Source organism: Paenibacillus sp. SYP-B3998 (assembly GCF_010820665.1).
Classification (GTDB): domain Bacteria; phylum Bacillota; class Bacilli; order Paenibacillales; family NBRC-103111; genus Paenibacillus_E.
In genome coordinates this window covers 149872-175878 of record NZ_JAAIKC010000004.1, presented here as the reverse complement: position 1 = coordinate 175878, position 26007 = coordinate 149872, and the positions used below count along the sequence as shown (strand labels likewise).

The following is a 26007-nucleotide window of genomic DNA, read 5'->3' as shown; positions in this document are numbered from 1 at the left end:
ATTAACATGGACAAAAAAATCGTTTATTTTCTTTGCACAGGAAACTCTTGCCGCAGCCAAATGGCTGATGGATTTTTGAAAGCGTATGGAGGCGATAAGTATGAGGTGAAAAGCGCAGGGTTGGAGGCCCACGGATTGAATCCGCGAGCCGTTGCAACCATGCAAGAAGCAGGCATCGATATCTCAACTCATACATCTGATGTAATTGATCCCGAGACTTTAAGCCAAGCAGATTACATCATTACGTTGTGCGGACATGCTAACGATAACTGCCCGGTTGTTCGTAACGATAAGGCTGAAAGATGGCACTGGGGCTTTGATGATCCAGCAAAGGCAACGGGAACCATAGAAGAAGTTACTGCCAAATTCGGTGAGGTGCGCGACGCTATCAAGAGCCGAATCCAGCAATTTGTGAAGGAAGGTAAATAGATTCAACAATCCATCCTTGTTATGCGGCCCTGGCAAGCATTTTGCTGAAGGGCTTCTATGCTTTTAAGTATGAACGCCGAAATAAAAGGCCAACAGTTACGAACTGAAGGCCTTTTATTTTTCACAAAGCTAAGGCTGAACGCTGACAAAACTGTACAGTCTGACCGAAGAACGCACTGATCCATCATGAGGTCTCGAATCCTCTATTCTCTTGAAAAAAAGGCAAAAGCATTGAATTGATATTTTTGAAATAAGTGTAACTAAGTGAAGTGTTTACAGCCAAATCGCCGCCCTCTTTGAGGTCTTTTAATCTATTTATATTTTTCCCTAATGCAATTTTGTGTTGTTAAGTAAATTATTTTGTAGTAGGATAACATCGTGGATAAAAGAAAAAAAACACCCTTTTTTTATTTCTTTTTTTGCCTTAGGGAAAAAAAATTGTCCAAAGGAAAGAACATTCCCCTACAAAGCAAAATGATAATCGTTTTTCAAAATCAAACTCAGACAAGGAGCTATTCAGAGATGCGCATGTTAACAAAATCAAGATTGAGCGGTTCGGTTCATCGGCTATTCCTTACTTTAATCTTCATTGGTTGTTTAGTCGTCATATCCGCTTGTAGGGAGACCCCTACGATTTCATCCGATACCGCAGGGAAGATCAAAGTAACAACTACAATAGGCATGATTACTGATGTCGTGGGGCAAGTCGGCGGGACGCATGTGGAAGTAACAGGACTCATGAAAGCAGGGGTAGACCCTCACTTGTATAAAGCATCTCAAGGCGATATTGCGAAGCTGGATAAAGCGGATATCATTTTTTACAACGGTTTGCACTTAGAAGGGAAAATGATTGAAATTTTGGAGAACATGAGCAAGAAAAAAATAACGGTGGCCGTATCGAACAACATCGACCGCTCAAAACTGAGATCTGGTGCCCAAATGGAAACCGAGTTTGATCCTCACATTTGGTTCGATGTCAGACACTGGATAGCCGCTACGGAGTCGATTCGCGATACGCTGATCAAGCATGATCCCGCCAATGCCGAAGAATACCGCACAAATGCCGAAGCTTATCTGAATCAATTGAAGGTACTGCACCAGGAAGTGACTGATAAAATCAGCACACTACCAGAGCAAAGTCGTATACTTGTTACCGCGCACGATGCATTTGGCTATTTCGGTGACGCTTATGGCGTAAAAGTCATGGGGCTGCAAGGCATAAGCACTGCTTCGGAAGCAGGCACCAAAGATGTAATCGATTTGCGAGATTATTTGGTCGAGAATAAGATCAAAGCTGTTTTTATTGAGTCCAGTATCCCCCGTAAGGCCATTGACGCCGTTATTCAAGGCGCCAAAGAGAAAGGACATTTGCTAATAATCGGAGGTGAGCTATTCTCGGATGCTATGGGAGAAGCCGGCACTCAGGAAGGAACTTACATCGGTATGGTTCGACACAATGTAGAAACGATTGTGAACGCGCTCAATTAATTTGGATATAAGGAGAAGATCTTCATGCATACAAGTCCTTTAAAAATTCACAATCTATCCGTTGCTTATCAAAAAAAACCGGTGCTTCGTGGTGTTAGCTTCGAGGTACCGGAGGGGAAGCTGATCGGCATCGTGGGGCCAAATGGAGCAGGGAAATCCACGTTAATTAAAGCGGCTCTTGGACTGATCCCCCGTCTATCTGGCAAAGTGTCCATCTATGGAAAACCTTATGCCGAGCAGCGCAGATCGGTAGGCTATGTACCCCAACGTGAATCCGTCGATTGGGATTTCCCTACGAATGCACTCGATGTAGTGATGATGGGCCGCTACGGTCATCTAGGCTGGTTCAAACGTCCCGGCCATACAGAGAAAAGGATCGCTATGGAATGCCTAGCCAAAGTGGGGATGACGGATTTCGCAGACCGACAGATTAGCCAGCTTTCGGGTGGGCAACAGCAGCGGATTTTCCTTGCAAGAGCACTAGCTCAAGATGCCAAGCTGTACGTTATGGATGAGCCGTTTGTAGGCGTTGATGCAGCCACAGAAAAAGCTATCATTACACTGCTAGGTGAATTGAAAACACAAGGAAAAACCGTTCTTGTCGTCCATCATGACTTATCCACGGTCAAAGAATATTTCGATTGGGTCATGTTATTAAACGTTCAACTCCTCGCGTTCGGTCCTGTGGAGCAAACCTTCACCGCAGACAAACTACAACAAACTTATGGCGGAAGGTTAGCAATCCTAGACCACGATGACCAATCTGCCATGATCATGAACGCGAGGTGATACATTTGTTGGATTGGATGAACGTCATTCTGGATCCGAATACACAGTGGATCCTTCTTGGCTGTATGCTGCTCGGTTTAAGCAGCGGTGTGATTGGAAGCTTTGCCTATTTGCGCAAACAATCTTTGATGGGTGATGCTTTATCCCACGCAGCCCTTCCAGGCGTTTGCATCGCCTTCATGCTTAGCGGCTCCAAATCCATTGTCTTGTTTCTAATCGGAGCTGCTACAGCTGGTATTGCGGCGACCTTCGGGATCGGCTATATCACTCGAAATACGAAAATAAAGCAGGATTCTGCTTTGGCTATTGTGCTTTCCGTATTCTTCGGCTTAGGGATCGTATTATTGACACAAATCCAGCATAGTGGCAACGGTAATCAAAGCGGTTTGGATAAATTCTTATTCGGCCAAGCCGCTTCCATGATGCTGTCTGACGTCAAGATTATGGCCGTCATTTCTATCATATTAATAAGCGTCTGCACCCTGCTGTTTAAGGAGTTCAAGCTCCTCAGTTTTGATCCTGGATTTGCACGAGGATTAGGTTACCCCGTTGCTTTTTTAGACCAATTCATTATGTTCCTCCTCGTCATCGCGGTCGTCGTCGGGATTCAAGCTGTAGGTGTCGTGCTGATGGCGGCCCTCCTAATTACCCCTGCCGTATCAGCAAGATATTGGACGGAAAGATTAGGTATCATGGTCGTGCTTTCAGGATTTTTCGGAGCCCTTAGCGGTTTAGTTGGTACATTCATCAGCGCAAATGGTAATCATTTGCCTACCGGCCCGTTGACCGTTCTCGCCTCCACTTCCCTCTTCCTAATTTCAGTTGTAGCCTCTCCACGGCGAGGCATATTGTCCAAGCTATGGCTCCACCTATCGGCTCGACACAAAATCAAGGGCGAAGAAACAGCAGCGCTTCTTCAAGTCGAGCAGAAGGGGGAAGCCATATGAGTACCGTATGGATCATTTTAACTGGCGCTCTTGTTGCTAGCGCTTGTGGAATTGTAGGCTGCTTTCTCGTGCTTCGTAAAATGGCAATGATCGGTGATGCGATTAGCCACTCCGTCCTTCCGGGTATCGTAATCGCTTTTCTAATCAGTGGATCAAGAGATTCGTTATTTATGCTGCTTGGCGCGGCAGCACTTGGGCTGATTACCGTGTTCCTCATTCAATTGTTCCATCAAAGCGGTGTGCAGTCCGATGCGTCAATCGGCGTGGTGTTTACTGCACTCTTCGCTGTCGGAGTTCTTCTGGTTAGTATGTATACGAGAAGTATCGACTTAGATCTCGATTGCGTGCTGTACGGGGAAATCGCCTACGTTCCTTGGAATACGATTCAACTTGCTGGAGTAGACATCGGCCCGAAAGCTGTTTGGGGAGTCGGCCTTGCACTAATGCTCAGCGTCCTAGTTATCTCCATATTTTATAAGCAGTTAAAAATCTGTTCATTTGATCCTGCCATGGCAGCAGCAGTCGGCATACCCGTGGCACTATTTCATTACCTGCTTATGGGCCTTGTATCGGTGAGTACTGTGGCTTCATTCGAAAGTGTAGGAGCCATTTTAGTTGTAGGTATGCTGGTCGTCCCTCCGGCAACAGCTTATCTGCTTACGGACAAATTGAGTAGAATGATCATCTACAGTGTCATCATCGGCTGCTGCAGCTCCGCCCTCGGTTATTATGTTGCGCTTGTGTTGGATGCATCAATCGCTGGCAGTATGATCAGTATTGCTGGTGGTCTCTTCCTACTTGCCTTACTCTTTTCGCCTTCGAATGGCGTTATCTTGCGAAATTTCAAACAAAGACGAATGATTCAAAAGGTATAGCTCATCCCCAAGAGAAGCATGGGTCTTATCCGGTATCAATGATGAAAAAGGTAGAGCCGCTCCGGAATCGGAAGCAGCTCTACCTTTTTATAACTTCGCCTATATAAAAGTACCGATCTTATTGAAAAAACTTCACGCGAGTTTCAAGCGGTTGGAACTCTTTCTCACCTGGCGTGAACGTCGGCTTACCGAAAGGTAATTGTGCAATCAGCTTCCATTCGCTTGGAAGGTTCCAAGTCGCCTTCACTTCTTCATCAATCAACGGATTGTAATGTTGTAGGGAAGCACCAAGACCCTCTTGTTCCAACGCTGTCCAGATCACGAATTGCAGCATACCTGAAGATTGGTTAGACCAAATTGGGAAATTAGCTGCATACGCTGCGAATTTTTCTTGAAGATTCTCCACAACTGTTTGATCTTCAAAAAACAATACCGTACCAGAGCCGTTTCCGAAACCATTCACTCTTTCTTCCGTAGCCGCGAAGCTTTCTGCTGGAACGATCTTTCTCAATGTTTCTTTCGTAATATTCCACAATTTATCGGATTGTTCACCAAACAACACAACAACTCTAGCACTTTGTGAATTGAAGGAGGACGGTGTATATTTCACTGCTTCATTAACAATCTCTTGGATGCGTTCGTTTGAAACGACCGTTTCTTTGCTCAAACCATAAAACGTACGTCTTTCTTTTACTGCTGCTAAAAATTGTTTACTCATCTTTGAATTCCTCCAGTGTGTATAAATAATATATATTCAACGATCGTTAGGTGATCGTAAACCATCGATACCCAAACCTTTACAAAAAAACAAATTAAGTTACCAAAACGTATATACTAAAACTTCGATTGCAACTAACTATTAGTTATTAACTTTTATTATTATGTCTCTTTAGCAGGTTGTTTGTCAATCTTTTTTTTGAAAAGATTAGGGTTTGAGATCCAGCATACGAGGGAATAATCGGGGATAACTACAATGAAGGAGTATGTATACTATGGCGGTATTGACCAAAGCAACGCTGCTCGTGGAGGGACATGAGCTTACCATTACGAATCCGGGTAAGCCCTTATGGCCAGAAGCGGGCATCAGTAAAGCCGATTACCTTGCCAAACTGACGGAGCTCTCCCCCTACCTGCTGCGCTATTGTCGTAACCGTCATTTAACGACGATTCGTTATCCCCACGGCTATAATGACAAGTCGTTTTATCAGAAAAACGCTCCCGAGCCCCTACCGCACTTCGTGAAGCTGGCTCCGCTTGATGGAATTAATTACGTGAATCTTGACTCTTTATCTACCCTTATCTGGCTAGGCAACCTCGCCTGCCTGGAATTTCATCCTTCCTTTCATCGGATTGGGGAAACTTTGCCCGCTGAATGGGTCATTGATATTGATCCAACCTTAGAGGAAGAGCCGCGGATTATGGAAGCTGCCCACAAGATTGGTGAGGTGCTGGACGCGTTACATATACAATCGATTGCCAAAACATCGGGTGCTACTGGCGTGCAAATCTACATACCCATTCAGCATGGCTACACATTCGAGCAGCTGCGACGCATAGGACATTTCATCGGGGCTTATGTGGTCAAAAAACACCCCAATCTCTTCACAATCGAGCGATTTAAGAAAAACCGCGGAGATAAGATTTACGTGGACTATTTGCAGCACTGGTATGGGAAAACACTATCCGCCCCCTACACGCCGCGGGCCAAAAAAGATGCATCGGTTTCAACGCCCTTGTTGTGGAAGGAAGTCGAGCTGCACCCAAGTCCTCGTGAATTTAATTTACATACGGTAGTGGATAGACTAAAACGAATGGGAGACCTCATCGAAACGGTCCCGCTGCAAAATTTGGACGCCGTTCTTGAGCGGTTATCAACCTTAAGTCGTTAGGGAAGGAGTTAGAAGAGCGGAGATAGCATGCGCGCTATGACTTCCTTCCCTTTTTCCACACGAGACCTCTTCTCAAATTCAGCAAGCTTCAATTCCTCGCATTCCTTCAGATCCTGGAAAAAATCCGCCTCTAAGCGCTTAATGACATCTTCATTAAACATGACGGCATTCAGCTCAAAATTGCTAAAGAAGCTGCGCATATCCATGTTCGCCGTACCGACAGTCCCCATGAGATGATCAATCAGCATCACTTTGGCGTGAATGAAACCTTTCTTATACAAGTAGAAACGAACTCCCGCCTGCATGAGCTCACTCAGATAAGATCTTGATGCATACTGTACAATGCGAGAGTCTGCTTTGTAAGGGAGAATAATTCGCACATCAACGCCGCTGATCACAGCTGTTTTGAGGGCCATGGCGATGCTCGGATCCGGGATAAAATAAGGTGTCGTTAAAAAGACCCTCGTCTTAGCCGCAATGATGCCAGCAAAAAACATCTCCTGAATCGCATCCCAATGCGCATCGGGGCCGCTTGAAATAACCTGAACCATGGAGGCAGCCGCCTCGGCATGCTCAGGGAATAAGGTATCATCGGCCAATCGATTCCCACTGACGAATAGCCAGTCGGTTAGAAAAGTTTGCTGCAGATAATAAACCGCATCGCCAAGAAGCTTTAAATGCGTGTCTCGCCAGAAGCCAAGCTTGGGATCCCCCCCCAAATACTCATCCCCGATATTAATGCCGCCAGTGAAGCCGACCAAGCCGTCAACGACGACAATTTTACGATGATTACGATAATTCATCCGTTTATCAAAGAAAGCAATGAGGGGCGGAAGAAAGGGATGAATCTCGATCCCTGCCTGTTTGAACTTATGGATGTAGCGGCTAGAAAGATGATAGCTCCCTATCCCGTCATAAATAATTCTGACTTGAACTCCCTCTTTCGCTTTACGAATAAGCGCCTCTTGAAATCTCTTCCCAGTCTGATCATGCCGAATCGTATAGAACTCAAAGTGAATGTGTCGCTGAGCCTGATCAATAGCTGCAAGTATGGACGCATAGGCGGAATCCACATCCGCCAACACTTCAACTTGATTATTAGGAGTAATAGGCGAGCCTGGGATGTTATGCAGCAGCCCGCACAGCCGCGGTTCCTCATACAACTTGCAAAAGCTGGAATCGGCCGAACCCTCCAATAATCTTAATTGCAGCATCAGTTGATTTTTCGTTACTGCTAGCCTGTGCGGCCCCTTGCGGCGCAATAATTTGCGCTGCGAATATTCCTTTGCCAAAAAATAGTACATAATAAATCCAATAACTGGAAAAATAAACATGACGAGCAGCCACGCTACCGTTTTGGAAGGCCGGCGGTATTCGCCGATCAGAATAGTGGCGGTCTGGAATATGAATAGCAGCAGCACAATCACGATCCACAACACAGCTTCATCCTCCTGCTCCGTAGACTCCACTACCGTTTTCCCAAGTGTTTAATGTTCCGTTATCTTTTGCCAACAGTCCCGCATCTATACGCCTTACACTTCTCACAGGTATGATCCGACAAAATTTTCCCAACTTTCGTAATAAAATCCTGCACTTCGAGCAAAATAAAAGCGAATTCGTATGATTTCGCTAAAAGGTTCGAACGGAGGTGCATCCAGCATGAGTAGTGGTGCCAAAGATTTAATGAAACGTATGCTGCGCAGAAGCTCGTTTGGCAAGTCTGATAAAGCTGGAGAATACTCGGAGCTGGCAGATTCACTTGACTATCAATTCATCGAAGAGCTGAAGGAAACGAAGCTCTCCCTCCTCCTTAGTGAGAATCATGATTTCATTAATGCCATGTTTCAGGATTGCTCGGACGTCATCGTTCGAGAATTTGAAATCGAGCCGCATATCCCAGCTCTACTCCTCTTCGTGGATGGTCTGACCAATACCGAATTATTGAACGATACCATGAAATCTTTAATGCTTCTCGGAGGCGGAGAAATAGCTATAGAGCGCATCGTCAGCACAATTCTTCCCGTTTCCCAGACTCAGGTCTCCGACAATTACGGAGACCTTCTCGTTTCCGTCTTGGGTGGTGACACCGCTCTGCTTGTTGAGGGCAACCCCAAAGCTGTCCTGCTTGGCATCCGCGGGACGGAAAAGCGTTCCGTCGGAGAACCTGAGACAGAAACTGTCGTGCGCGGGCCGAGGGAAGGGTTCGTGGAAAGTTTACGCACGAACACATCGATGGTTCGCCGTAAACTGAAGACGCCTCGACTCAAAATGAAGTCGATGACTGTAGGCAAAGAGAGCAACACGAATCTCGTCATCTGCTATCTTGACGATCTGGCAATGCCTTCGCTGGTCGAGGAAGTTGTCAAGCGCCTGGAGCAAATCGAGATCGATGCTATTCTCGAATCCGGCATGATCGAGGAGCTCATTCAAGACGATGCGTATTCGCCTTTCCCGCAGATCCAATACACAGAACGGCCGGACGTCATTGCCAGTGCGCTGCTCCAAGGCCGAGTAGCCATTCTCGTCGATGGCACCCCCTTTGCGCTCGTTGTCCCGTTTGTATTCATACAAATCATGCAGGCAAGCGAGGATTACTACGAACGTTTCCAGATTGCATCGCTGCTGCGCTTGCTGCGCTATACATTCTTATTCCTGTCGCTTACAACACCAGCCCTGTACGTCGCTATTACGACATTCCATCATGAACTACTGCCAACTACACTTATGCTAAGCGTCGCCGCTTCCCGAGAGGCCATTCCGTTTCCTGCTGTTGTTGAAGCCTTCATTATGGAGATTACGTTCGAGGCCCTGAGGGAAGCCGGCATTCGACTGCCCAAAGCTGTCGGTTCAGCCGTTTCCATTCTGGGCGCGTTGGTTGTCGGGCAAGCTGCCGTTCAAGCGGGCATCGTTTCTGCACCGATGGTTATTGTCGTGTCCATTACAGGGATCGCCTCCTTCACGATCCCGCGTTATAACGGAGCTATTGCGATTCGGATGCTGCGCTTTCCGATCTTGATTGCGGGTTCGATTTTTGGATTTTACGGCATCTTCTTCTGCTTGATGATCTTGCTCGGGCATATGGCCAACCTGCGTTCTTTTGGGGTTCCCTATTTATCGCCGTTTGGACCTCTTTCCGCCGGAGATATGAAGGATGCACTCGTTCGAACGCCACTGTGGAAAATGGCGAATCGTCCCGCTTTCATGCCGATTCAAGATACGCAGCGCATGGGCAGCAAGCTAGCAGAACAAATCCAACAGGATGGAGGGGTAGATGGCAGTCGGATTCATCATGAGCATAAATCAAGTGAGGAGGGCAAGCCATAATGGCAAAGCGGAACCGCATGCTTGCGTTCGGGCTCACGCTTGCCTTCTGCGTGACACTCCTAACAGGCTGTTGGGATCGAACCGAGACTAACGATATCGCCTTCGTCCTTACCTCATCTATAGATTTGGAAGATAACGGCCAGGTTCGTATCGCCTTCATGCTCCCTCTGCCAGGTTCCATGGGCGGGGCAAGCGGCGGCGGTGGCGGCACATCTGGAAGCAACAAAAGCTATTATATTGATTCTGAAGTCGGAGACACGGCGAGGGAAGCGACCAGTAAGCTGCAGATGCGCTTATCACGCAGACTGTTTCTCTCTCACCGCCGAACGATTGTCATTGGAGAGAAATTCGCCAAAAATGGCATCGGCAGCATGTTTGACATTGTCCCACGCACACCCGAAAGTCGGATGACGTGCTTTCTTGTAGTAACCAGTGGCAAGGGCTATGACCTCCTCAACGCAGAGCCTAAGTTCGAGCGATTTCCCGCAGAAGTGATTCGAGAATTAACCAAGTCACGCCAATCTATGGCAACCTCTACGAAGGATATTGGGATTGCGCTTAGCTTTGGCAGCGACCCGGTTATGGCATTCCTCGACACCGTAGAAAGCCAAGTAGCCAAGCAGCCTTCCCAAGAAATTCAATTTACAGGGTATGGTCAGTTTAAGGGCGACCGGATGATCGGCATCTACAAGCATGCGGAAGCGGATGGACTCATGTGGCTGAGAAACCAAGTCAGAGAGCATTCGCTTACCTTTCCGCTTGTACCTGGCGAATCTGGCAAAAATCTTTCCATTCTCGTCACTGGAGGTCATGCGGCCATCAAACCTATTTTGAAAGGAAACAAAGTGAGCTTTGATATCCAGCTAGATGCTAAAGGAAGCGTGCGAGAAGATTTATCTGAGCAAGATCTAAATCAATCAGACAGGATTCATAAGGTCGAGCGCAAGTTCGCTGAGCAAGTAAAAAAATCGGTCCAAGCTACGATTAAACAGATGCAAAAGCAAGGGACTGACTCCGCTCAGTTTGGATTAATTGTTTGGCGAAAATACCCTAATGTATGGAATACCAAATTAGGAGAAAAATGGACAGAACTGTTCAAAGAAGCCGAGTTCCACATCAAAGTCGATGCCGCTATTACAGAAACTGGTCTTATTAATCAGAACGTCATTAAGGAGGGTATCTCCCGTTGAATGGCATATTCATGCTCAGCTTTCTCTTCCTTCTGATCGTCAGTCTAGTCATGGATAGAAAACGGCTCCGACATCAGAAGACAAGCGTTAAAGCAACTTATGCATGCCTTACCTGCCTCACCTCTTTTCTATTTATTTGCAAATATTTTCATTGGTACATCCCGATGCCAACACGCTTCTTTATCCATACAGTGTCCCCTTGGGTTAGCAGGATGCTCGGCACTTAACCCTTAATATCCTATCCGCATTAAGAAACGGTGGTGTCTAACATGGATGAAAAGCAAGTGATCAATCAGAGACAGCTTTCGTGGCTTGCCTCTTCTGTCATCACAAGCGGAGGCATCCTCACTTTGCAGAATGTGCTGATTCGTGTTAGCCAGATGGATGCCTGGTTCAGCTACCTTTTATCCATCTTCTATGCCTTCCTCATTGCTGCCTTTTTCGGATATTTGGCGAAAATGTATCCTCAGCGTCATATTTTTGAAATATCGACGCTTTTGCTAGGGCGCTGGGGTGGCACAATTGTGAACTTGCTCATTTTGTTCCACTTCTGGCAGGTTGCCATTCGCGATATGTCGTCCATGTCCAAATTCAATTCTACGCTGCTGCTCCATAACACGCCTTTAGAAATTCTCATTCTATTGCCCTGCTTGTTTCTCATTTATTTTGGCAAAAGTAGCGTGGAAGTGATTGCCCGCGTTAATGATCTGTTCTATCCGCTCTTCGTCATTACGATCTTAATGATGCCGCTGCTGTTGTCCAATGAGTTCTATCTTCAACTCGTAACGCCGATACTTACCATGCCACTCAAACATTTGGCCTACAGCAATATGCTCACAATTGGGAGTGCAGGCGATGTGTTCATCCTGGGGGCCTTTCTGCACATGGTGTATAATGCCAATCATATTCGTTCCGCCATTCGACACGGCTCTCTGCTCGGCATTTTTCTGCTGACGCTAGTCATCTTCTTGACTCTTGTTGTATTGGGACCGAAAATGCCAGGCAATTTTTTATATCCAACTTATAATTTGGTGCAAATGATTCACGTCACGGATTTCCTCGACCGACTCGATATCATTATGCTGACGATCTGGCTTCCAACCATCGCTTGTAAAATGATCGCCATTTATATGGCATTGCTCTTAGGCATTAGCTCGATCATCAAGGAACGCAACTATCCGATTATTAACAAGCCGATTGCTCTACTCGTTGGATTAACGACGGTGCTCTCATTCAAAAGCACGACGGAATTACTCGCGTTCGCTAATTACAGCTCACCTGTTATCGTCCTTGCTTATCAGCCCCTCGTCATGATGGTTTTGATCGTCGCCTCAAACCTATATCAGCGAAAACATCCCTCTGCAGAGCAGCACTCGGAGGAAGGAGACAAGGGGAACAATGTGGCTCATCCCACTGCCTCTCCCACCCAGCGAATGGCTAAAATCAGTGTGAGATTCTCCTACCGCCGGTGGCTATGGATAGGGAATTGCCTCATGCTCCTCTCCGTCGTCTGTGTCTTCATTGGGCTAGCCTTCAGCAAGTACAAGCCACTCGTGGGAACCGCCTGCGGGTTGATCTTCGGCTGCTGTTTATTTCTTACCATTATGACAACCTATATGGAGGTGAGCTTATTGAAACAGGCGCAAGCGGGTAAATAAAACACGCACCGCTGTTTAAGAAGCCCCTCTACCAATCACGTACATAGAAGGTACCCAAATCAATCGACAGGAGAATTACAAGGCCGTTATGAAGCTCAAATGGACAACTAAAAAGCTGACGTTGGTCATCATTCCAGATGCTGCACAACCTGTCGTCAGATTTCGCATTTCCCATCTGCTTGCTTATATAGCTGCTGCATGTTTCTCTATGCTGCTGCTCATTTTAATCATCGCTTGTGCGCTGCAATCTAAACTCAACGGGGTTCATCAACAATGGAAGGCGACGCTAACGAACAAAAATCTAACGATTGAACACTTGCAAAACGAGATCATTCAACTTTCCCAGCAAGCAGAGCAGATGAAGGCTGATGTGGAAGAAATTAAAAAAATCGAGAAAGATCTGAAGTCAATATCACTGCTTAATTCCGACTCTTCCTCTGGCAAAGATATACCAACCATAGGATCTATTGAATCAGATCCTGCTTTAGGCTCCCCTGGCATTGGCGGAGGCCCCATCCCTGCTTCCCAAGAGGAAATTATGAAGTTGGGTGGCCAGACCCTTGCCTCCTTCTCAGAATTGAATACTGAAATAAAAGAACTGCAAACAAGTTTTAGGGCCACGAAACAAAAGGCTGCCATGAAACAACAGCAATTGCGTGTCACACCGACGCTGTGGCCGACGACCACGAAAGTGGTCACATCGACTTTTGGCTATCGTAAAGACCCTTTCACCTACCGTCCAAGCTTTCATTCCGGCATCGACTTTGGGGCCAAAGAAAATGATCCCGTCTTTGCAACAGCAGACGGCAAAGTCGTTCGCACAGGAACAGATCGTTTTCATGGCAATAATATCGTCATCGAGCACTCCAAGGGCTTGCGCACTTGGTACATGCATTTAAATAAGATTTTAGTCCAAACAGGGGATCTTGTAGAAAAGGGAAACACGATTGGTCTTGTAGGCTCTACAGGCCGAAGTACGGGTGCACATCTGCATTACGAAGTTCTCAAAAATGGGGAAAGCACAAATCCCAAACCTTATTTAAATGCGACGCGAAAGGATGATTAACCATGTTTAAAAGTAAAAGACTTTCTATAAACCCCACTATGACAGATACGCTTGTTGGTGAAAGAACTTCATTTGAAGGACGCATTAGATCGGAAGCTAGCATTCGGGTCGAAGGCCGAATTACAGGTGATATTGAATGCCTGGGAGACGTCATCATCGGCGAACATGGCAGTGTGGAGTCTAACATTTCTGCTGGAAATATCGTGCTCGCAGGTAACGTGCAGGGGAATCTTGTCACGAAGGGCCATCTAACGATTACATCTACTGGGTCCTTGCAGGGCAATATTAACGCAGCTTCGTTCATCATTGAAGAAGGCGGTCTCTTTCAAGGTAACAGCCAGATGGAAACGAAATTACCTGCCCATGCACCACAAGATCAAGGCGATGATTCAGAAAACGAATATAAACCCGCCTCAGCAGGTAAAGGGGGGTTCGACGGCAATACGGTTGCTATCTAAGAGAGACTTGGTACCTAGAATGATTAGGCTCCACTATTCTATCATGGTATAATGGCTCTAAAACCTTATTACGGGTAGATGCAGGAGACATACCTATGAGAGAACAAACCATCCTATTCGATCTTGATGATACACTCATTCACTGCAACAAATACTTTGACTTCGTCATCGATCAGTTCGTTGATCTGATGCTAACCTGGTTTTCTGGGCATGCTTTGACGCCACAAGACATTAAACAGAAACAGCTTGAAATCGATCTTGCAGGTGTACAAATTCACGGTTTTATGCCTGACCGCTTTCCCAAGTCATTCGTAGAGACCTATCAGTGGTTCTCCACGCACTACAACCGTCCAACTAGCGCCACCGAAAAATCTTGGCTGATGCAATTGGGTCATACCGTATATGAATATACCGTTGAGCCGTATCCACAGATGAATGAAACACTCGAATTGCTCCAAAACTCGGGACACAAGCTATTTCTTTATACAGGAGGGGACGCCTCCATTCAAATGAAAAAGGTGCGCGATTCCGGCTTACAAACGTACTTCAATGATCGAATCTTCGTAACCGTACATAAAACCAAAGAATTTATGGAAACGCTGCTGCATGAACAGCGTTTTGATCGACGTCATACGTGGATGATCGGGAACTCCGTCAAGACCGATGTACTCCCGGCGCTACATGCGGGCATCCACTCCATTCATATCCCCGTCCCGCAAGATTGGGAATACAACACCGGCAAAATTGATATCGCCCCCAAAGGTGCATTCTATCAGCTTGCATCGCTGAAAGAAGTGCCCACAACCATACAGGACTATACCAAAAAGACTGCCTTCTCCAATTAAGGAGAAGCAGTCTTTTTGGTGTGTAGATCTTTGCGCTACGCCGCGACATCGCGTCGACGGAATATTTCCCAAGAAAGTACGTTAAACAAGAGGAAGTAAAAGATCAACACGGTGATAGAGAAGCCCATTGTCATCCCTTGGGCTAACGGTTTACCTTCAAGATATTGGGTTAGGTCTGTATTGGCAAACAAGAAATATTTGCCCCAGCTATAGCGAAGCACCAGCATGGTAATAACCTGACCCGCAAACATAATGAAAATACTCAGACCAATTGCCAGCGATGAGCTGCGGAACACGGTTGAAATCATAAAAGCAAGTGTCACAATCATAACAAGCTCGATCAACTTATAACCATACGTGGCGAACACATACAGCAGCATGTTCCCTTCATGAACCGTTCCATCCGGATTTACGGTCAAATGGGGAGCCCCAATGTTCTGGAAACCATACAGAATCCCGTTTACAATTACTGCGGTTACAAACAAGCTGACTAATAAGGCAGCTGCAAAAAGTAGTGTGGCTGCGTATTTGGAGAATAAAATCTTCGCTCGATTCGCCGGTCGAATGAGCAACAGCTTGATCGTCCCCCACGTAAACTCACCCGCAACCATGTCTCCTGCGATGATAACTGTGAAGAGTGTCACAAGCATAACCAGACCAGCCATACCCTGAACACCTCCCCAAAGGGTTGTTTGGACAGGGGGAATATTATGATCTAACGCGTATTGCTGTAAGATGATCCCTTCTTTTAGAGACTTTTTAAAAGGCTCGGGAACTTCTGGGTTCGTTAGTTCTTTCTTACTCTGCTCAATGGTAATTGCAGCTCCCTTTTTCCACTCGTCTGGACCAGCAGTTGACTCTCCAGAGTGCGAAAGCATAGAGACTGCGACGACAATGACGATTAACAGCGCGCCAAGAATCCATGTGCGTAACCGACGATAAATTTTCATATTTTCATTTTGTATAAGATTAAGCAATTTGATCACTTCCTGTCATTTCCAAAAATTGATCTTCCAACGATTTCGTCGTGGTTCGAATTCCATATACGTGAATCCCAGCGTCTACGAATCGTTTGTTCCATTCCGATATCATCTTCCTGTCCAGGTTTACAACCAGTTCATTCCCTTGAACTTCCGCTTCTAACTTCGCTGCCGATTGTTCTATCAACGCCTTAGCTTGATCCATCGGCTCCACTTCAAACGCCACCCGCTGTTTGCTGTCAGCATCCGTGAATTCCTTAATAAGTCGGACATCGACCAGCTTGCCGTTCTGGATAATGGCGACACGGTCGCACATAAGCTCCATCTCGGAGAGCAAGTGAGAGGATACGATAACAGATATCCCATCTTCGCGAGTGAGCTTGCGCAAATGGTCACGAAGCTCGCGAATACCAGCCGGGTCAAGACCGTTTGTAGGCTCATCTAAGATAAGGACTGATGGCTTATGCAGGAGCGCCTGCGCAATCCCAAGCCGCTGACGCATGCCAAGGGAATAGGTTTTGACCTTATCATGAATCCGATTTTCCATGCCAACGAGCGTAATTACTTCTTGAATTCGCGCTTCGTGAATACCAGGAATCATTCTAGCGTAATGAACCAAGTTATGATACCCGCTCATAAATTTGTACATCTCAGGATTTTCTACAATCGCCCCGACATGCCGGATGGCTTGCTCAAAATGCGTACGAATGGAATGGCCGCCGATTTGAATATCGCCTTTGGTGATAGACATCAATCCTACCATCATACGAATGGTCGTTGTCTTGCCAGCCCCATTCGGTCCCAGAAAGCCAAATACCTCACCCCGCGGAACCTCAAAGCTTAGATTATCAATAATGGTCTTGGTACCGATTCGTTTCGATATGTTTTGAATTTGGACTATCGGTGTTTGCGAATCTCTTTGGTTCATAGAGCACTCTCCTTAAGCTTGGTGTAACAAAAATTGCCGTATAACCCTATGTTAACCTACCTGAGCCTGCATTCCTAGTGGCACAAGTCATGATGTAGTCACATCAAGAGTCATGGCGGGGGTCACATTAGAGGTCACTTCGTGATTATGACTGCACTCACTTTGGTATTTGTTGGTTTTTATGTACAATGAACTTAGAAGAATGAAAGCTAAAGGAGCCATATGTATGATTCAAAGAAGAAAATGGCATAGTGTAGAATGGTCTCTCTTTATCGTCTTGACGGGTTCAACGGCGCTCACCTTACTTTACGTGCTTTTTCATACGAACGATTTTAGAAGTATTTCTATTTTCCTGACGATTCTGTCCATTCTCCTCTCTTATGGGATCCCCTTGTTGTTCTGGAGGCCGCATTATGTGAATCCCCATGTGTTTCCAATTGCCGTTTTGTTAACAGGGGCGCCTCTTCAACTCTATCTATCTTGGATGGAACAGGAAGCCTACTCTTTTATTAATTGCCCATTAATAGTCATTGGATTCCTCACTGATCGAAAAAATGCATGGTGGATCGCTCCCGTCTTCATCGTAGCATTGCCTCTCTCCTATCGTTTCATCCTGCCAGCATTAGGGCCGCTTGAATTATCAGGTGGCATCTTGAATGCTGCGTTGGTTTTCGGAATTGGTCTTAGCTTGCAGCGTGTCGTAACCTCCAATATTAAGACAGAAAACCTTCTAGCTGAAAACCAATTCCAATACCAGCTCATCCATGAGCAAAATAATGCCCTCGAACAGTACGCCAATCAAATTGAGCAGCTTACGCTGCTTGAAGAACGCAATCGCATGGCGCGCGAATTGCATGACACCGTCGGGCACACCTTCACTTCCGTTATCATGGGCATGGATGCGGTATCCTATTTGATCGAAGCTTCTCCTGAAAAGGCGAAAGAAAAACTCGATGTGCTTCGTGGCGTCACTCGAAACGGGCTTGAAGAAGTACGTCGCAGCATTCACCAAATGGTTCCCAAAGGGGACGACTTGCTGTTATCGCAGCAGTTGACCCGACTCGCGAACGAGTTCGCGCTGCACACGGGCACCAAAATCTCCTTCAAAACAGGCGGAGAAGAGTTTGAAATTCCGAAACAAACGAAACTCTCTTTAATTCGCTGTTTACAGGAATCGTTAACAAATGCGAAGCGACATGGTCGGGCTGCCTCCGTTGAAATCCTATTAACCTACGGCAAAGACGAAGTCGGGCTCCAAATTGAAGACGACGGCATCGGTACCGAGCAATTGAAAGCTGGTTTCGGTATCAATGCGATGCAGGAGCGTATCACCGCCTTACAAGGAAGCTTGCAAGTAAGCTCCTCCTCGAGTCAAGGAACTGTAGTTTCCTGCATAATTCCTGCTAAGCGACTCCCTTCGTTCTAGCTTACATTTCCGTTAAATCGGAGAGATGATACAATAAGAGGAAGCCATTTTCCTAACACAACGCTTAAGGAGGATTCGCGTATGAACTCAAACCAGCTAAAGCTACTCCTGGTCGACGATCAGGATTTAATTAGAGAAAGCTTGCACATCGTGCTCGATATGGATCCCGAAATCAATGTAATTGGACTAGCGGAGAACGGTCATGCCGCAATCAAGCAGTGCGAAGAGCATCAGCCCGATGTCGTCCTAATGGACATCCATATGCCCGTGATGGATGGGGTCGAAGCCACTCGCCAAATCAAGGCCACCTGGCCGCATATTCGCGTCATTATCCTGACTACTTTTCAGGAAATCAGCTATGTTGTGGACGCGCTCGGCGCGGGTGCAGAAGGCTACCTGCTCAAAGCGATTCACCCGAAAGACCTTGCCTCGGGAATCAAGTGGGTGCATCAGGGCGGAACGCTCATCCCGCAGGACATCGCCAAGATGCTCGTTCAGGAGGCAAAAGGCGCTCAGGCGTCATCGACGCGTGAGGCTAGCGGCAAAACCGAGGATACCGTACGTTCCGATGCTTACGGATTAAGCGAACGTGAAGTTCAGGTCCTACAATCCATTGCCGATGGACTCAGCAACAAGGAAATCGCTGAAAAACTGTACTTGTCGGAAGGCACTGTGAAAAACTATATTTCCAATATTTATTCCAAGATGGACGTCCGCGACCGAATTCAAGCCTCTAAGAAAGCGCACGAAGAGGGCCTTCTGTAACATTAAAAATAAGAAAAAGCCGTATTCTCTTATGTAGCTAAGGAATACGGCTTTTCTGCTATTCAAACAGCTTCTCCAGAAATGTCTTTCTTCTTTTCCGAATCTTACTGTAGCTTTTTACTCTCGAATATGTGATCGGCTCCTCCTCAAGAGTAGCATCCGCCCTTAATTCCTGCGGCTCTATTGCAGGGTTGCGTTCCTCGCATTCCTCTACAGTTCCAGTCTGCGTCTCCTGATCCAATCCTTTAGTCAACTGCTGTTGGAGCTGTTGTTCGATCTGATGTTTGAACTGCCGGAGCAACTGCTCTTGCTGCCTATGTTGGATCTGAAAATGCTCATGGAGCTCCGATTGAAGAGTTTCTACTTGCCTTGTTAGCATCACAACTGCTTTCTGCAGAGAAATCAGGTGCTGAGCACCCATCGGCTCGTCCATGCCAAACTCCTGAAAGTCCTCTCCATTCTCAGCTAGAAGCGCATGTAATTGTGCTGGCGTTATGAGATCCTCATTCTTCATGTGCTTCCCCCTACATCCGTTCTTAACGACAGCTCCTATTCGGATCTTCCTGCCGTATGGTAGTTCTATTGTACATGAACCTTGCGAAATGTTCACCTTTTGATTCTCATTTCATTTCTAGAAAAGCTAGTCCTATATCTGCCTCCCTCTGCCAAGGCCTATATGTATACCTGAAAACAAAAAAGGAAGGAACCTGTAACAGTTCCTCCTGGTTATTATGGCAGGTTCGACGATCCCATTAAGAAGCGATCGACCTCACGCGCAGCTGCACGGCCTTCATTAATCGCCCAAACAACCAAACTCTGGCCACGACGCATGTCACCAGCCGCGAAGATACCGTTCACGCTCGTCGTGAATGCACCGTACTCCGCTTTTGCGTTGGAGCGCTCATCTTTAGCGACACCAAGCTGATCCAACACCGTATTCTCCGGTCCTGTGAAGCCCATAGCGATCAGAACCAGCTGTGCTGGGTACACCTTCTCGCTGTCAGGCACTTCCACAGGGACGAATTGGCCCTTCTCATTCTTTTGCCATTCGATCAACACCGTATGCAGCTCTTTCAAGTTGCCGTTCTCGTCACCCACGAATTTCTTCGTGTTGATTAAATATTGACGCGGGTCAGCACCCTGTAGCGCCGCCGCTTCATGCTGCCCATAATCGACCTTGTGCACTTTCGGCCATTCTGGCCATGGATTGTTAGCAGGCCGCGTTTCCGGTGATTTCGGCATAATCTCGAACTGCGTTACACTCTTGCATTTGTGACGCACGGAAGTCCCCACGCAGTCCGTTCCCGTGTCACCGCCGCCAATCACAATCACGTCTTTGCCTTCGGCAGAAATGAACGCACCGTCTTGGTGCTCCGAATCTAGCAAGCTTTTCGTATTCTTGCTCAGGAATTCCATGGCTAAGTGAACGCCTTTCAGATCGCGACCTTCAATCGGAAGATCTCTTCCTTTCGTTGCGCCGCCGCACAGCACGATGGCATCGAACTCCTCTTGCAGCTTCTCAATCGGATAATTCACGCCGATGTAAGCGCCAGTTACGAATGTCACGCCTTCCGCTTCAAGCAGATCCACTCGGCGCTGCACGTATTTCTTATCCAGCTTCATATTCGGAATCCCGTACATCAACAAGCCACCAATGCGATCCGCACGTTCGTAGACGGTCACCCAGTGTCCAGCCTTGTTCAGCTGAGCAGCTGCCGCCAGTCCAGATGGTCCTGAGCCAACGACGGCAACCTTCTTGCCTGTACGCACTTCCGGAGGTTCAGGAATAATCCAGCCCTCAGAGAAACCTTTATCGATAATCGCTTTTTCGATACTCTTAATGGTAACCGGTGTGTCCTTCAATCCGACCGTACAAGAGCCTTCACAAGGGGCGGGGCAAACACGGCCTGTAAATTCAGGGAAGTTGTTCGTCTTGTGCAAACGATCCAATGCTTCCCGCCATTGCCCTCGATACACCAGATCATTCCATTCCGGAATAAGATTGTTCACCGGACAGCCAGCCGCCATTCCGCTGATCAGCTTGCCCGTGTGACAAAACGGAATGCCGCAGTCCATACATCTAGCGCCTTGTGTCTGCAGCTTGTCGTCTGTTAGTGGTGCTGCAAATTCTTTCCAATGGCCAATTCGCGCCAGTGGAGCAGCTTCGGACGCGACTTCACGATGATATTCCATAAAACCAGTTGGTTTACCCATTGCGTTTTATCCCCTCCTGAGATTGTTAGTTTCCGCCGACACGAGAAACGTCTTTCATATTCGCCTCGAAAGCGACCATAACGGCTTCTTGCTGGCTAAGTCCGGAACGTTTCACTTTCTCGATCGCATCGAACATCCGCTTGTAGTCCTTCGGTATCACCTTCACGAACTTCCAAACGTACTCATCCCAGTGGTTGATTACGCGATGGGCAACACCGCTATCCGTAAATGTAGCATGATGCTGAATCATCGTTTTCAGCTCGTTCATTTCATAAATTTCTTCCAACGGTTCAAGATAGACCATCTCTTTATTCACTTTGCTGGAAAACTCATCATGCTCATCCAGTACGTAGGCAATACCCCCTGACATGCCTGCTGCAAAGTTGCGTCCTGTAGATCCTAGCACGACAACGCGCCCACCAGTCATGTACTCACAGCCGTGATCGCCAACCCCTTCAACTACCGCGCGAACGCCGCTGTTTCGTACGCAGAAACGCTCCCCTGCGATACCACGGATGTAGGCATCACCATCAGTTGCTCCATAAAAGGCTGTATTCCCGATAATCACATTCTCTTCGGGAACGAACGACGATTGACTAGAAGGGAAGATCACCAGTTTGCCCCCCGACAGCCCTTTACCTACGTAGTCATTCGCATCGCCCTCCAGCGAGAGTGTGATCCCCTTCGGCACGAAGGCCCCAAAGCTTTGACCTGCTGAACCGTTAAAATGCAATCGAATCGTATCATGCGGCAAGCCTTCCGCTCCATAACGACGAGTCACCTCACTACCCACAATCGTTCCGACAACACGATTGATGTTCGTAATCGGTAGGATCGCATGTACATACTCCTTACGCTCAATTGCAGGCTCACAGATTACGAGCAACTGCGTCATATCGAGCGAGCGATCTAAACCATGATCCTGCGCCATTTGGCAGAAACGACCGACGTCTTCGCCCATATCCGGTTGATGCAGAAGTGGCGTCAAATCAACACCCTTGGCCTTCCAATGCTCAACAGCCTGCTTGGCTTCCAGTACATCCGTGCGTCCTACCATCTCCTCGATGGTCCGAAAACCAAGCTCTGCCATCAACTCTCGCACATCTTGCGCGATGAACGTCATGAAGTTCACAACATGCTGCGGGTCTCCGGCAAATTTCTTGCGAAGCTCCGGATTCTGCGTAGCTACGCCAACTGGACAGGTGTCCAAATGGCAGACGCGCATCATGACGCAACCGATCGTTATCAGCGGCGTCGTCGCGAAGCCGAACTCTTCAGCGCCTAGCAGCGCTGCAACGACAACGTCACGCCCTGTCATCAGCTTGCCGTCGGTTTCAACGACAATCCGGCTGCGCAGGTTGTTCAGCACTAATGTTTGGTGCGTCTCAGCAAGACCAAGCTCCCACGGCAGTCCCGCGTGGCGAATACTCGTCTGCGGCGACGCGCCTGTCCCCCCGTCATAGCCAGAGATGAGGACGACATCAGCCTTCCCTTTGGCTACGCCGGCTGCGATGGTGCCAACCCCAACTTCGGAGACCAGCTTCACGCTGATCCGTGCACGCGGGTTGGCGTTCTTGAGATCGTGAATCAGTTCCGCTAGATCCTCGATCGAATAAATATCGTGATGCGGCGGAGGTGAAATCAAGCCTACGCCTGGGGTAACCCCGCGAACCTCAGCGACCCAAGGGTACACCTTGGTTCCCGGCAGCTGCCCCCCCTCGCCGGGCTTGGCGCCCTGTGCCATCTTGATCTGAATCTCGTCCGCATTAACGAGATAATTGCTTGTGACGCCGAAGCGGCCGGACGCCACCTGCTTAATGGCGCTGCGGCGAAGATCTCCGTTCGCATCCGGCGTGAAACGCTCAGGATGTTCGCCACCTTCGCCGGTATTGCTCTTACCGCCAATGCGATTCATCGCGATCGCAATCGTTTCATGCGCTTCCTTACTAATTGAGCCATAGGACATGGCCCCAGTCTTGAAGCGCTTAAAGATCGATTCGAGCGGCTCCACCTCATCAAGCGGTATCGACTGACCGCCTGCCTTGAAGCTGAGTAAACCGCGAAGCGCCATATATTTCTCGTCTTCGCGCTTAAGTAATTTCACGAAGCTTTGATACATCCCATAATTGTTCGTACGGACAGCAGCCTGCAAAGCATGAACGGTTTCCGGTGTATAGAGATGCTCTTCCCCATCCTTGCGCCACTGCAAGTCACCACCTGTATCAAGGACGCGATCCCGTCCCTCTTGTTCCGAAAATGCACGATTGTGACGAATCAAAGCTTCCTTGGCAACTACATCGATGCCAATGCCGCCTACAGGAGTAAATGTCCAGGTGAAATATTGATCAACAAGAGCTTGACTTAGCCCGATCGCTTCGAAAATTTGTGCGCCACGGTAGCTTTGAATCGTGGAGATCCCCATTTTCGCCAAAACTTTCACAACGCCCTTAGTGACTGCCTTGATGTAGTTGTAGGTTGCTTTCTCATGATCGATGCCAACCAGCTGCTTACGACGGATCATATCGTCCAGTGTCTCCAAAGCCAGGTAAGGATTAATTGCGCCAGCTCCATAACCAAGCAGCAGTGCGAAGTGATGCACTTCACGCGGCTCGCCTGACTCAACGAGCAAGCTCACCTTCGTCCTTGTACCTGCGCGAATGAGATGATGGTGCAGCCCTGAAGTCGCAAGCAGCGCTGGAATCGGCGCCTGCTGGCTATTCACGCCCCGATCCGAAAGAATCAACAGCGCAGCTCCATCATTAATGGCTTGATCTGCAGCCGTATAAAGTGCCTGCATCGCGCTTTCCAGACCTGCCGTACCGAGAGCGGCTTCGAACAAAGTTGGCAATGTGAAGGTTTTGAAACCATCCCGATTGAGATGACGCAATTTGGCCAACTCCGCATTGGACAAGAAAGGCGATTTCAGACGAATTTGACGACAACTCTCTGGTTCGGGATTAATGAGGTTGCGTTCGGGCCCTATCGTCGTGCCTTGTGCTGTTATGATCTCTTCGAAGTTAGCATCAATGGGCGGGTTGGTGACTTGAGCAAACAACTGCTTAAAGTAGTTGTAGAGCAATTGCGGACGATCAGATAATACAGCCAGCGGCGCATCTGTACCCATAGAACCAATTGGATCCACACCTGTTTTGGCCATGGGCTCTAGCGTCTTGCGCAATTGCTCAAACGTATAGCCAAATGCTTGCTGACGCTGAAGCACAGTTTCATGATCAGAACCAAGTACAAACGGTGCGTCCTCCAAATCCTCTAAGGACACCAGATGCTCGTCAAGCCACTCACGGTAAGACTGCTCGCGCACGATACGGCTTTTAATTTCCTCATCGGCAACAATCCGACCTTCTACCGTATCAACTAGCAGCATACGACCTGGACGGAGTCGTTCCTTATGCAGGATGCGCTCCGGTGCAATATCCAGAACTCCTACTTCCGATGCCAGGACGATCAAATCATCAGTTGTCACGTAATAGCGCGATGGGCGTAAACCATTGCGATCAAGCACGGCACCAATCAAACTTCCGTCTGTGAATGCAATTGCAGCAGGTCCGTCCCAAGGCTCCATTAATGTACTATGGTATTCGTAGAACGCCTTTTTCTCGTCGTCCATCGTTTCATGTTTGGACCATGGTTCAGGAATCATCATCATTGCGGCATGGGGGAGTGAGCGCCCGGAGAGCATGAGGAATTCAAGCGTGTTATCGAACATTTGTGAATCAGAACCATCTGTATCTATAATAGGAAGAATGCGTTTGAAATCTTCGCCAAATAAATCAGAATCGCACATGGCCTGACGAGCATGCATCCAGTTCACATTTCCGCGAAGGGTATTGATCTCGCCATTGTGAATCAAGTAGCGGTACGGATGCGCGCGCTCCCAGCTTGGGAACGTATTTGTGCTGAAACGGGAGTGAACGAGCGCAAGCGCGGATTCCACTTTTTCATCCTGTAATTCGACATAATAAGCGTCGACTTGCTCAGGCGTCAGCATCCCCTTATAAACAATGGTTCTACTAGACAAGCTAGAATAGTAAAATGGAATATCTGCATATGATTTTTTGATAGCGTTTTCAGAAAGCTTGCGGATCACGTAAAGTCTACGCTCAAAGTCTAGATTGCTGGTCACATTCGCACTTTGTCCAATGAATACTTGGCGTACAAAAGGTTCAGCCGACTTCGCGGAATCTCCCAAAGAGCTGTTGTCCGTTGGAACGGTTCTCCAACCTAGAAACTGCTGCCCTTCTTGGCTTACAATGCGCTCAATCATACTCTCGCATGCTTGGCGAGCCTCCAAATCTTGAGGCAAATAGACCATGCCCACACCATAATTGCCTGCTGCTGGGAGCTTGATGTTCTCTTGCGAACATGCCGCTTGGAAATACGTGTCTGGAACTTGCATCAAAATGCCTGCTCCGTCTCCCGTATTCTGTTCACAGCCTTGACCCCCGCGATGATCTAAATTGCAAAGTACGCGAAGCGCTTGCTTGACGATTTCATGTGATTTGACACCTTTAATATGAGCCACGAAGCCAATCCCGCAGGCATCACGTTCAAACTGAGGATCGTACAATCCTTGCTTGGGAGGTAACCCGTTTTTAGTCATGTTGTGCAACCTTTCTTTCCTGATTTTTGGCCATACTTTGTCGAATGTACGCTTTAAAGTATTAAAATCTAGGTGCGCATCAATGACTATTTCACCTTTACGTAGACGCGTGCGAGTT

The 26007-nt window shown here is 47.6% G+C and carries 21 protein-coding genes; 14 read left to right on the top strand and 7 right to left on the bottom strand.

Features of this window, described 5'->3' with window-relative positions:
* Positions 1-6: 6 nt before the first annotated feature.
* The 5 genes from arsC (at position 7) to GK047_RS13550 (ending at position 4528) form a co-directional block, all read left to right on the top strand.
* On the top strand, positions 7-429 hold the full coding sequence (gene arsC / locus GK047_RS13570) for an arsenate reductase (thioredoxin) (RefSeq protein ID WP_163947240.1): 423 nt from the start codon (positions 7-9) through the stop codon (positions 427-429).
* A gap of 522 nt (positions 430-951) precedes the next feature.
* The gene (locus GK047_RS13565; RefSeq protein WP_163947238.1) at positions 952-1917 is read left to right on the top strand and encodes a metal ABC transporter solute-binding protein, Zn/Mn family; all 966 of its coding nucleotides are present in this window, start codon (positions 952-954) and stop codon (positions 1915-1917) included.
* Positions 1918-1941: 24 nt separating this feature from the next.
* The gene (locus GK047_RS13560) at positions 1942-2706 is read left to right on the top strand and encodes a metal ABC transporter ATP-binding protein (protein ID WP_163947235.1); all 765 of its coding nucleotides are present in this window, start codon (positions 1942-1944) and stop codon (positions 2704-2706) included.
* 17 nt (positions 2707-2723) lie between these two features.
* On the top strand, positions 2724-3653 hold the full coding sequence (locus GK047_RS13555) for a metal ABC transporter permease (RefSeq protein WP_163947851.1): 930 nt from the start codon (positions 2724-2726) through the stop codon (positions 3651-3653).
* Positions 3650-4528, top strand: coding sequence for a metal ABC transporter permease (locus GK047_RS13550; RefSeq protein WP_163947232.1), 879 nt, complete (start codon positions 3650-3652; stop codon positions 4526-4528). Before GK047_RS13555 ends, GK047_RS13550 begins: the two co-directional genes overlap by 4 nt.
* A 118-nt stretch (positions 4529-4646) precedes the next feature.
* On the opposite strand, the gene GK047_RS13545 is transcribed toward GK047_RS13550, so the two are convergent.
* A complete protein-coding gene (locus GK047_RS13545) occupies positions 4647-5246 on the bottom strand; it encodes a nitroreductase family protein (RefSeq protein WP_163947229.1) in 600 nt (199 codons plus the stop codon).
* 274 nt (positions 5247-5520) lie between these two features.
* Here GK047_RS13545 and ligD point away from each other — a divergent pair, with 274 nt between their 5' ends.
* Positions 5521-6417: a non-homologous end-joining DNA ligase gene (gene ligD, locus GK047_RS13540; RefSeq protein WP_163947226.1), complete on the top strand. Its 897-nt coding sequence runs from the start codon at positions 5521-5523 to the stop codon at positions 6415-6417.
* A gap of 8 nt (positions 6418-6425) precedes the next feature.
* Here the strand turns inward: ligD and cls are convergent, their stop codons facing one another.
* Positions 6426-7856, bottom strand: a complete 1431-nt coding sequence (gene cls / locus GK047_RS13535; protein ID WP_163947223.1) for a cardiolipin synthase — start codon at positions 7854-7856, stop codon at positions 6426-6428.
* 253 nt (positions 7857-8109) lie between these two features.
* On the opposite strand from cls, the gene GK047_RS13530 reads away from it, so the two are divergent.
* From GK047_RS13530 to GK047_RS13505, 6 genes are all read left to right on the top strand, one after another.
* Positions 8110-9741: a spore germination protein gene (locus GK047_RS13530; protein WP_163947846.1), complete on the top strand. Its 1632-nt coding sequence runs from the start codon at positions 8110-8112 to the stop codon at positions 9739-9741.
* Positions 9741-10931 carry a Ger(x)C family spore germination protein gene (locus GK047_RS13525; protein ID WP_163947219.1) on the top strand — a complete coding sequence of 397 codons (1191 nt, stop codon included), beginning with the start codon at positions 9741-9743 and terminating at the stop codon, positions 10929-10931. The genes GK047_RS13530 and GK047_RS13525 overlap by 1 nt, the downstream gene beginning before the upstream one ends.
* A gap of 269 nt (positions 10932-11200) precedes the next feature.
* Entirely contained in the window at positions 11201-12589 is a 1389-nt protein-coding gene (locus tag GK047_RS13520) for a GerAB/ArcD/ProY family transporter (RefSeq protein ID WP_163947216.1), read from the top strand.
* Positions 12590-12677: 88 nt separating this feature from the next.
* Positions 12678-13655 (top strand): M23 family metallopeptidase, encoded by a 978-nt coding sequence (locus tag GK047_RS13515; protein ID WP_163947213.1) that lies wholly within the window; start codon positions 12678-12680, stop codon positions 13653-13655.
* 2 nt (positions 13656-13657) lie between these two features.
* Positions 13658-14113, top strand: a complete 456-nt coding sequence (locus GK047_RS13510; RefSeq protein ID WP_163947210.1) for a bactofilin family protein — start codon at positions 13658-13660, stop codon at positions 14111-14113.
* A 95-nt stretch (positions 14114-14208) separates the two neighbouring features.
* On the top strand, positions 14209-14958 hold the full coding sequence (locus GK047_RS13505) for an HAD family hydrolase (RefSeq protein ID WP_163947207.1): 750 nt from the start codon (positions 14209-14211) through the stop codon (positions 14956-14958).
* 35 nt (positions 14959-14993) lie between these two features.
* On the opposite strand, the gene GK047_RS13500 is transcribed toward GK047_RS13505, so the two are convergent.
* Entirely contained in the window at positions 14994-15944 is a 951-nt protein-coding gene (locus GK047_RS13500) for an ABC transporter permease subunit (RefSeq protein ID WP_163947204.1), read from the bottom strand.
* The gene (locus GK047_RS13495; RefSeq protein ID WP_163947200.1) at positions 15928-16866 is read right to left on the bottom strand and encodes an ABC transporter ATP-binding protein; all 939 of its coding nucleotides are present in this window, start codon (positions 16864-16866) and stop codon (positions 15928-15930) included. Before GK047_RS13495 ends, GK047_RS13500 begins: the two co-directional genes overlap by 17 nt.
* Positions 16867-17092: 226 nt before the next feature.
* Between GK047_RS13495 and GK047_RS13490 the strand changes: the two genes are divergently transcribed.
* Positions 17093-18292, top strand: coding sequence for a sensor histidine kinase (locus tag GK047_RS13490; RefSeq protein WP_163947198.1), 1200 nt, complete (start codon positions 17093-17095; stop codon positions 18290-18292).
* Positions 18293-18373: 81 nt separating this feature from the next.
* Positions 18374-19057 carry a response regulator gene (locus GK047_RS13485; protein ID WP_163947194.1) on the top strand — a complete coding sequence of 228 codons (684 nt, stop codon included), beginning with the start codon at positions 18374-18376 and terminating at the stop codon, positions 19055-19057.
* Between the two features lie 58 nt (positions 19058-19115).
* On the opposite strand, the gene GK047_RS13480 is transcribed toward GK047_RS13485, so the two are convergent.
* The 3 genes from GK047_RS13480 to gltB all read right to left on the bottom strand — a co-directional run bounded on the left by GK047_RS13480 (position 19116) and on the right by gltB (position 25889).
* Entirely contained in the window at positions 19116-19571 is a 456-nt protein-coding gene (locus tag GK047_RS13480) for a hypothetical protein (protein ID WP_163947191.1), read from the bottom strand.
* A gap of 215 nt (positions 19572-19786) precedes the next feature.
* On the bottom strand, positions 19787-21271 hold the full coding sequence (locus GK047_RS13475; RefSeq protein ID WP_163947188.1) for a glutamate synthase subunit beta: 1485 nt from the start codon (positions 21269-21271) through the stop codon (positions 19787-19789).
* 25 nt (positions 21272-21296) lie between these two features.
* Complete coding sequence (gene gltB / locus GK047_RS13470) at positions 21297-25889, bottom strand: glutamate synthase large subunit (RefSeq protein ID WP_163947185.1); 4593 nt, start codon at positions 25887-25889, stop codon at positions 21297-21299.
* Positions 25890-26007 lie beyond the last annotated feature (118 nt).

Bases quoted from the DNA above. Each gene is read 5' to 3' on its own strand.
- arsC (WP_163947240.1), top strand. From the start codon at position 7: ATGGACAAAAAAATCGTTTATTTTCTTTGCACAGGAAACTCTTGCCGC.
- GK047_RS13565 (WP_163947238.1), top strand. From the start codon at position 952: ATGCGCATGTTAACAAAATCAAGATTGAGCGGTTCGGTTCATCGGCTA.
- GK047_RS13560 (WP_163947235.1), top strand. From the start codon at position 1,942: ATGCATACAAGTCCTTTAAAAATTCACAATCTATCCGTTGCTTATCAA.
- GK047_RS13555 (WP_163947851.1), top strand. From the start codon at position 2,724: ATGAACGTCATTCTGGATCCGAATACACAGTGGATCCTTCTTGGCTGT.
- GK047_RS13550 (WP_163947232.1), top strand. From the start codon at position 3,650: ATGAGTACCGTATGGATCATTTTAACTGGCGCTCTTGTTGCTAGCGCT.
- GK047_RS13545 (WP_163947229.1), bottom strand. From the start codon at position 5,246: ATGAGTAAACAATTTTTAGCAGCAGTAAAAGAAAGACGTACGTTTTAT.
- ligD (WP_163947226.1), top strand. From the start codon at position 5,521: ATGGCGGTATTGACCAAAGCAACGCTGCTCGTGGAGGGACATGAGCTT.
- GK047_RS13530 (WP_163947846.1), top strand. From the start codon at position 8,110: ATGCTGCGCAGAAGCTCGTTTGGCAAGTCTGATAAAGCTGGAGAATAC.
- GK047_RS13525 (WP_163947219.1), top strand. From the start codon at position 9,741: ATGGCAAAGCGGAACCGCATGCTTGCGTTCGGGCTCACGCTTGCCTTC.
- GK047_RS13520 (WP_163947216.1), top strand. From the start codon at position 11,201: ATGGATGAAAAGCAAGTGATCAATCAGAGACAGCTTTCGTGGCTTGCC.
- GK047_RS13515 (WP_163947213.1), top strand. From the start codon at position 12,678: ATGAAGCTCAAATGGACAACTAAAAAGCTGACGTTGGTCATCATTCCA.
- GK047_RS13510 (WP_163947210.1), top strand. From the start codon at position 13,658: ATGTTTAAAAGTAAAAGACTTTCTATAAACCCCACTATGACAGATACG.
- GK047_RS13505 (WP_163947207.1), top strand. From the start codon at position 14,209: ATGAGAGAACAAACCATCCTATTCGATCTTGATGATACACTCATTCAC.
- GK047_RS13495 (WP_163947200.1), bottom strand. From the start codon at position 16,866: ATGAACCAAAGAGATTCGCAAACACCGATAGTCCAAATTCAAAACATA.
- GK047_RS13490 (WP_163947198.1), top strand. From the start codon at position 17,093: ATGATTCAAAGAAGAAAATGGCATAGTGTAGAATGGTCTCTCTTTATC.
- GK047_RS13485 (WP_163947194.1), top strand. From the start codon at position 18,374: ATGAACTCAAACCAGCTAAAGCTACTCCTGGTCGACGATCAGGATTTA.
- GK047_RS13480 (WP_163947191.1), bottom strand. From the start codon at position 19,571: ATGAAGAATGAGGATCTCATAACGCCAGCACAATTACATGCGCTTCTA.
- GK047_RS13475 (WP_163947188.1), bottom strand. From the start codon at position 21,271: ATGGGTAAACCAACTGGTTTTATGGAATATCATCGTGAAGTCGCGTCC.
- gltB (WP_163947185.1), bottom strand. From the start codon at position 25,889: ATGACTAAAAACGGGTTACCTCCCAAGCAAGGATTGTACGATCCTCAG.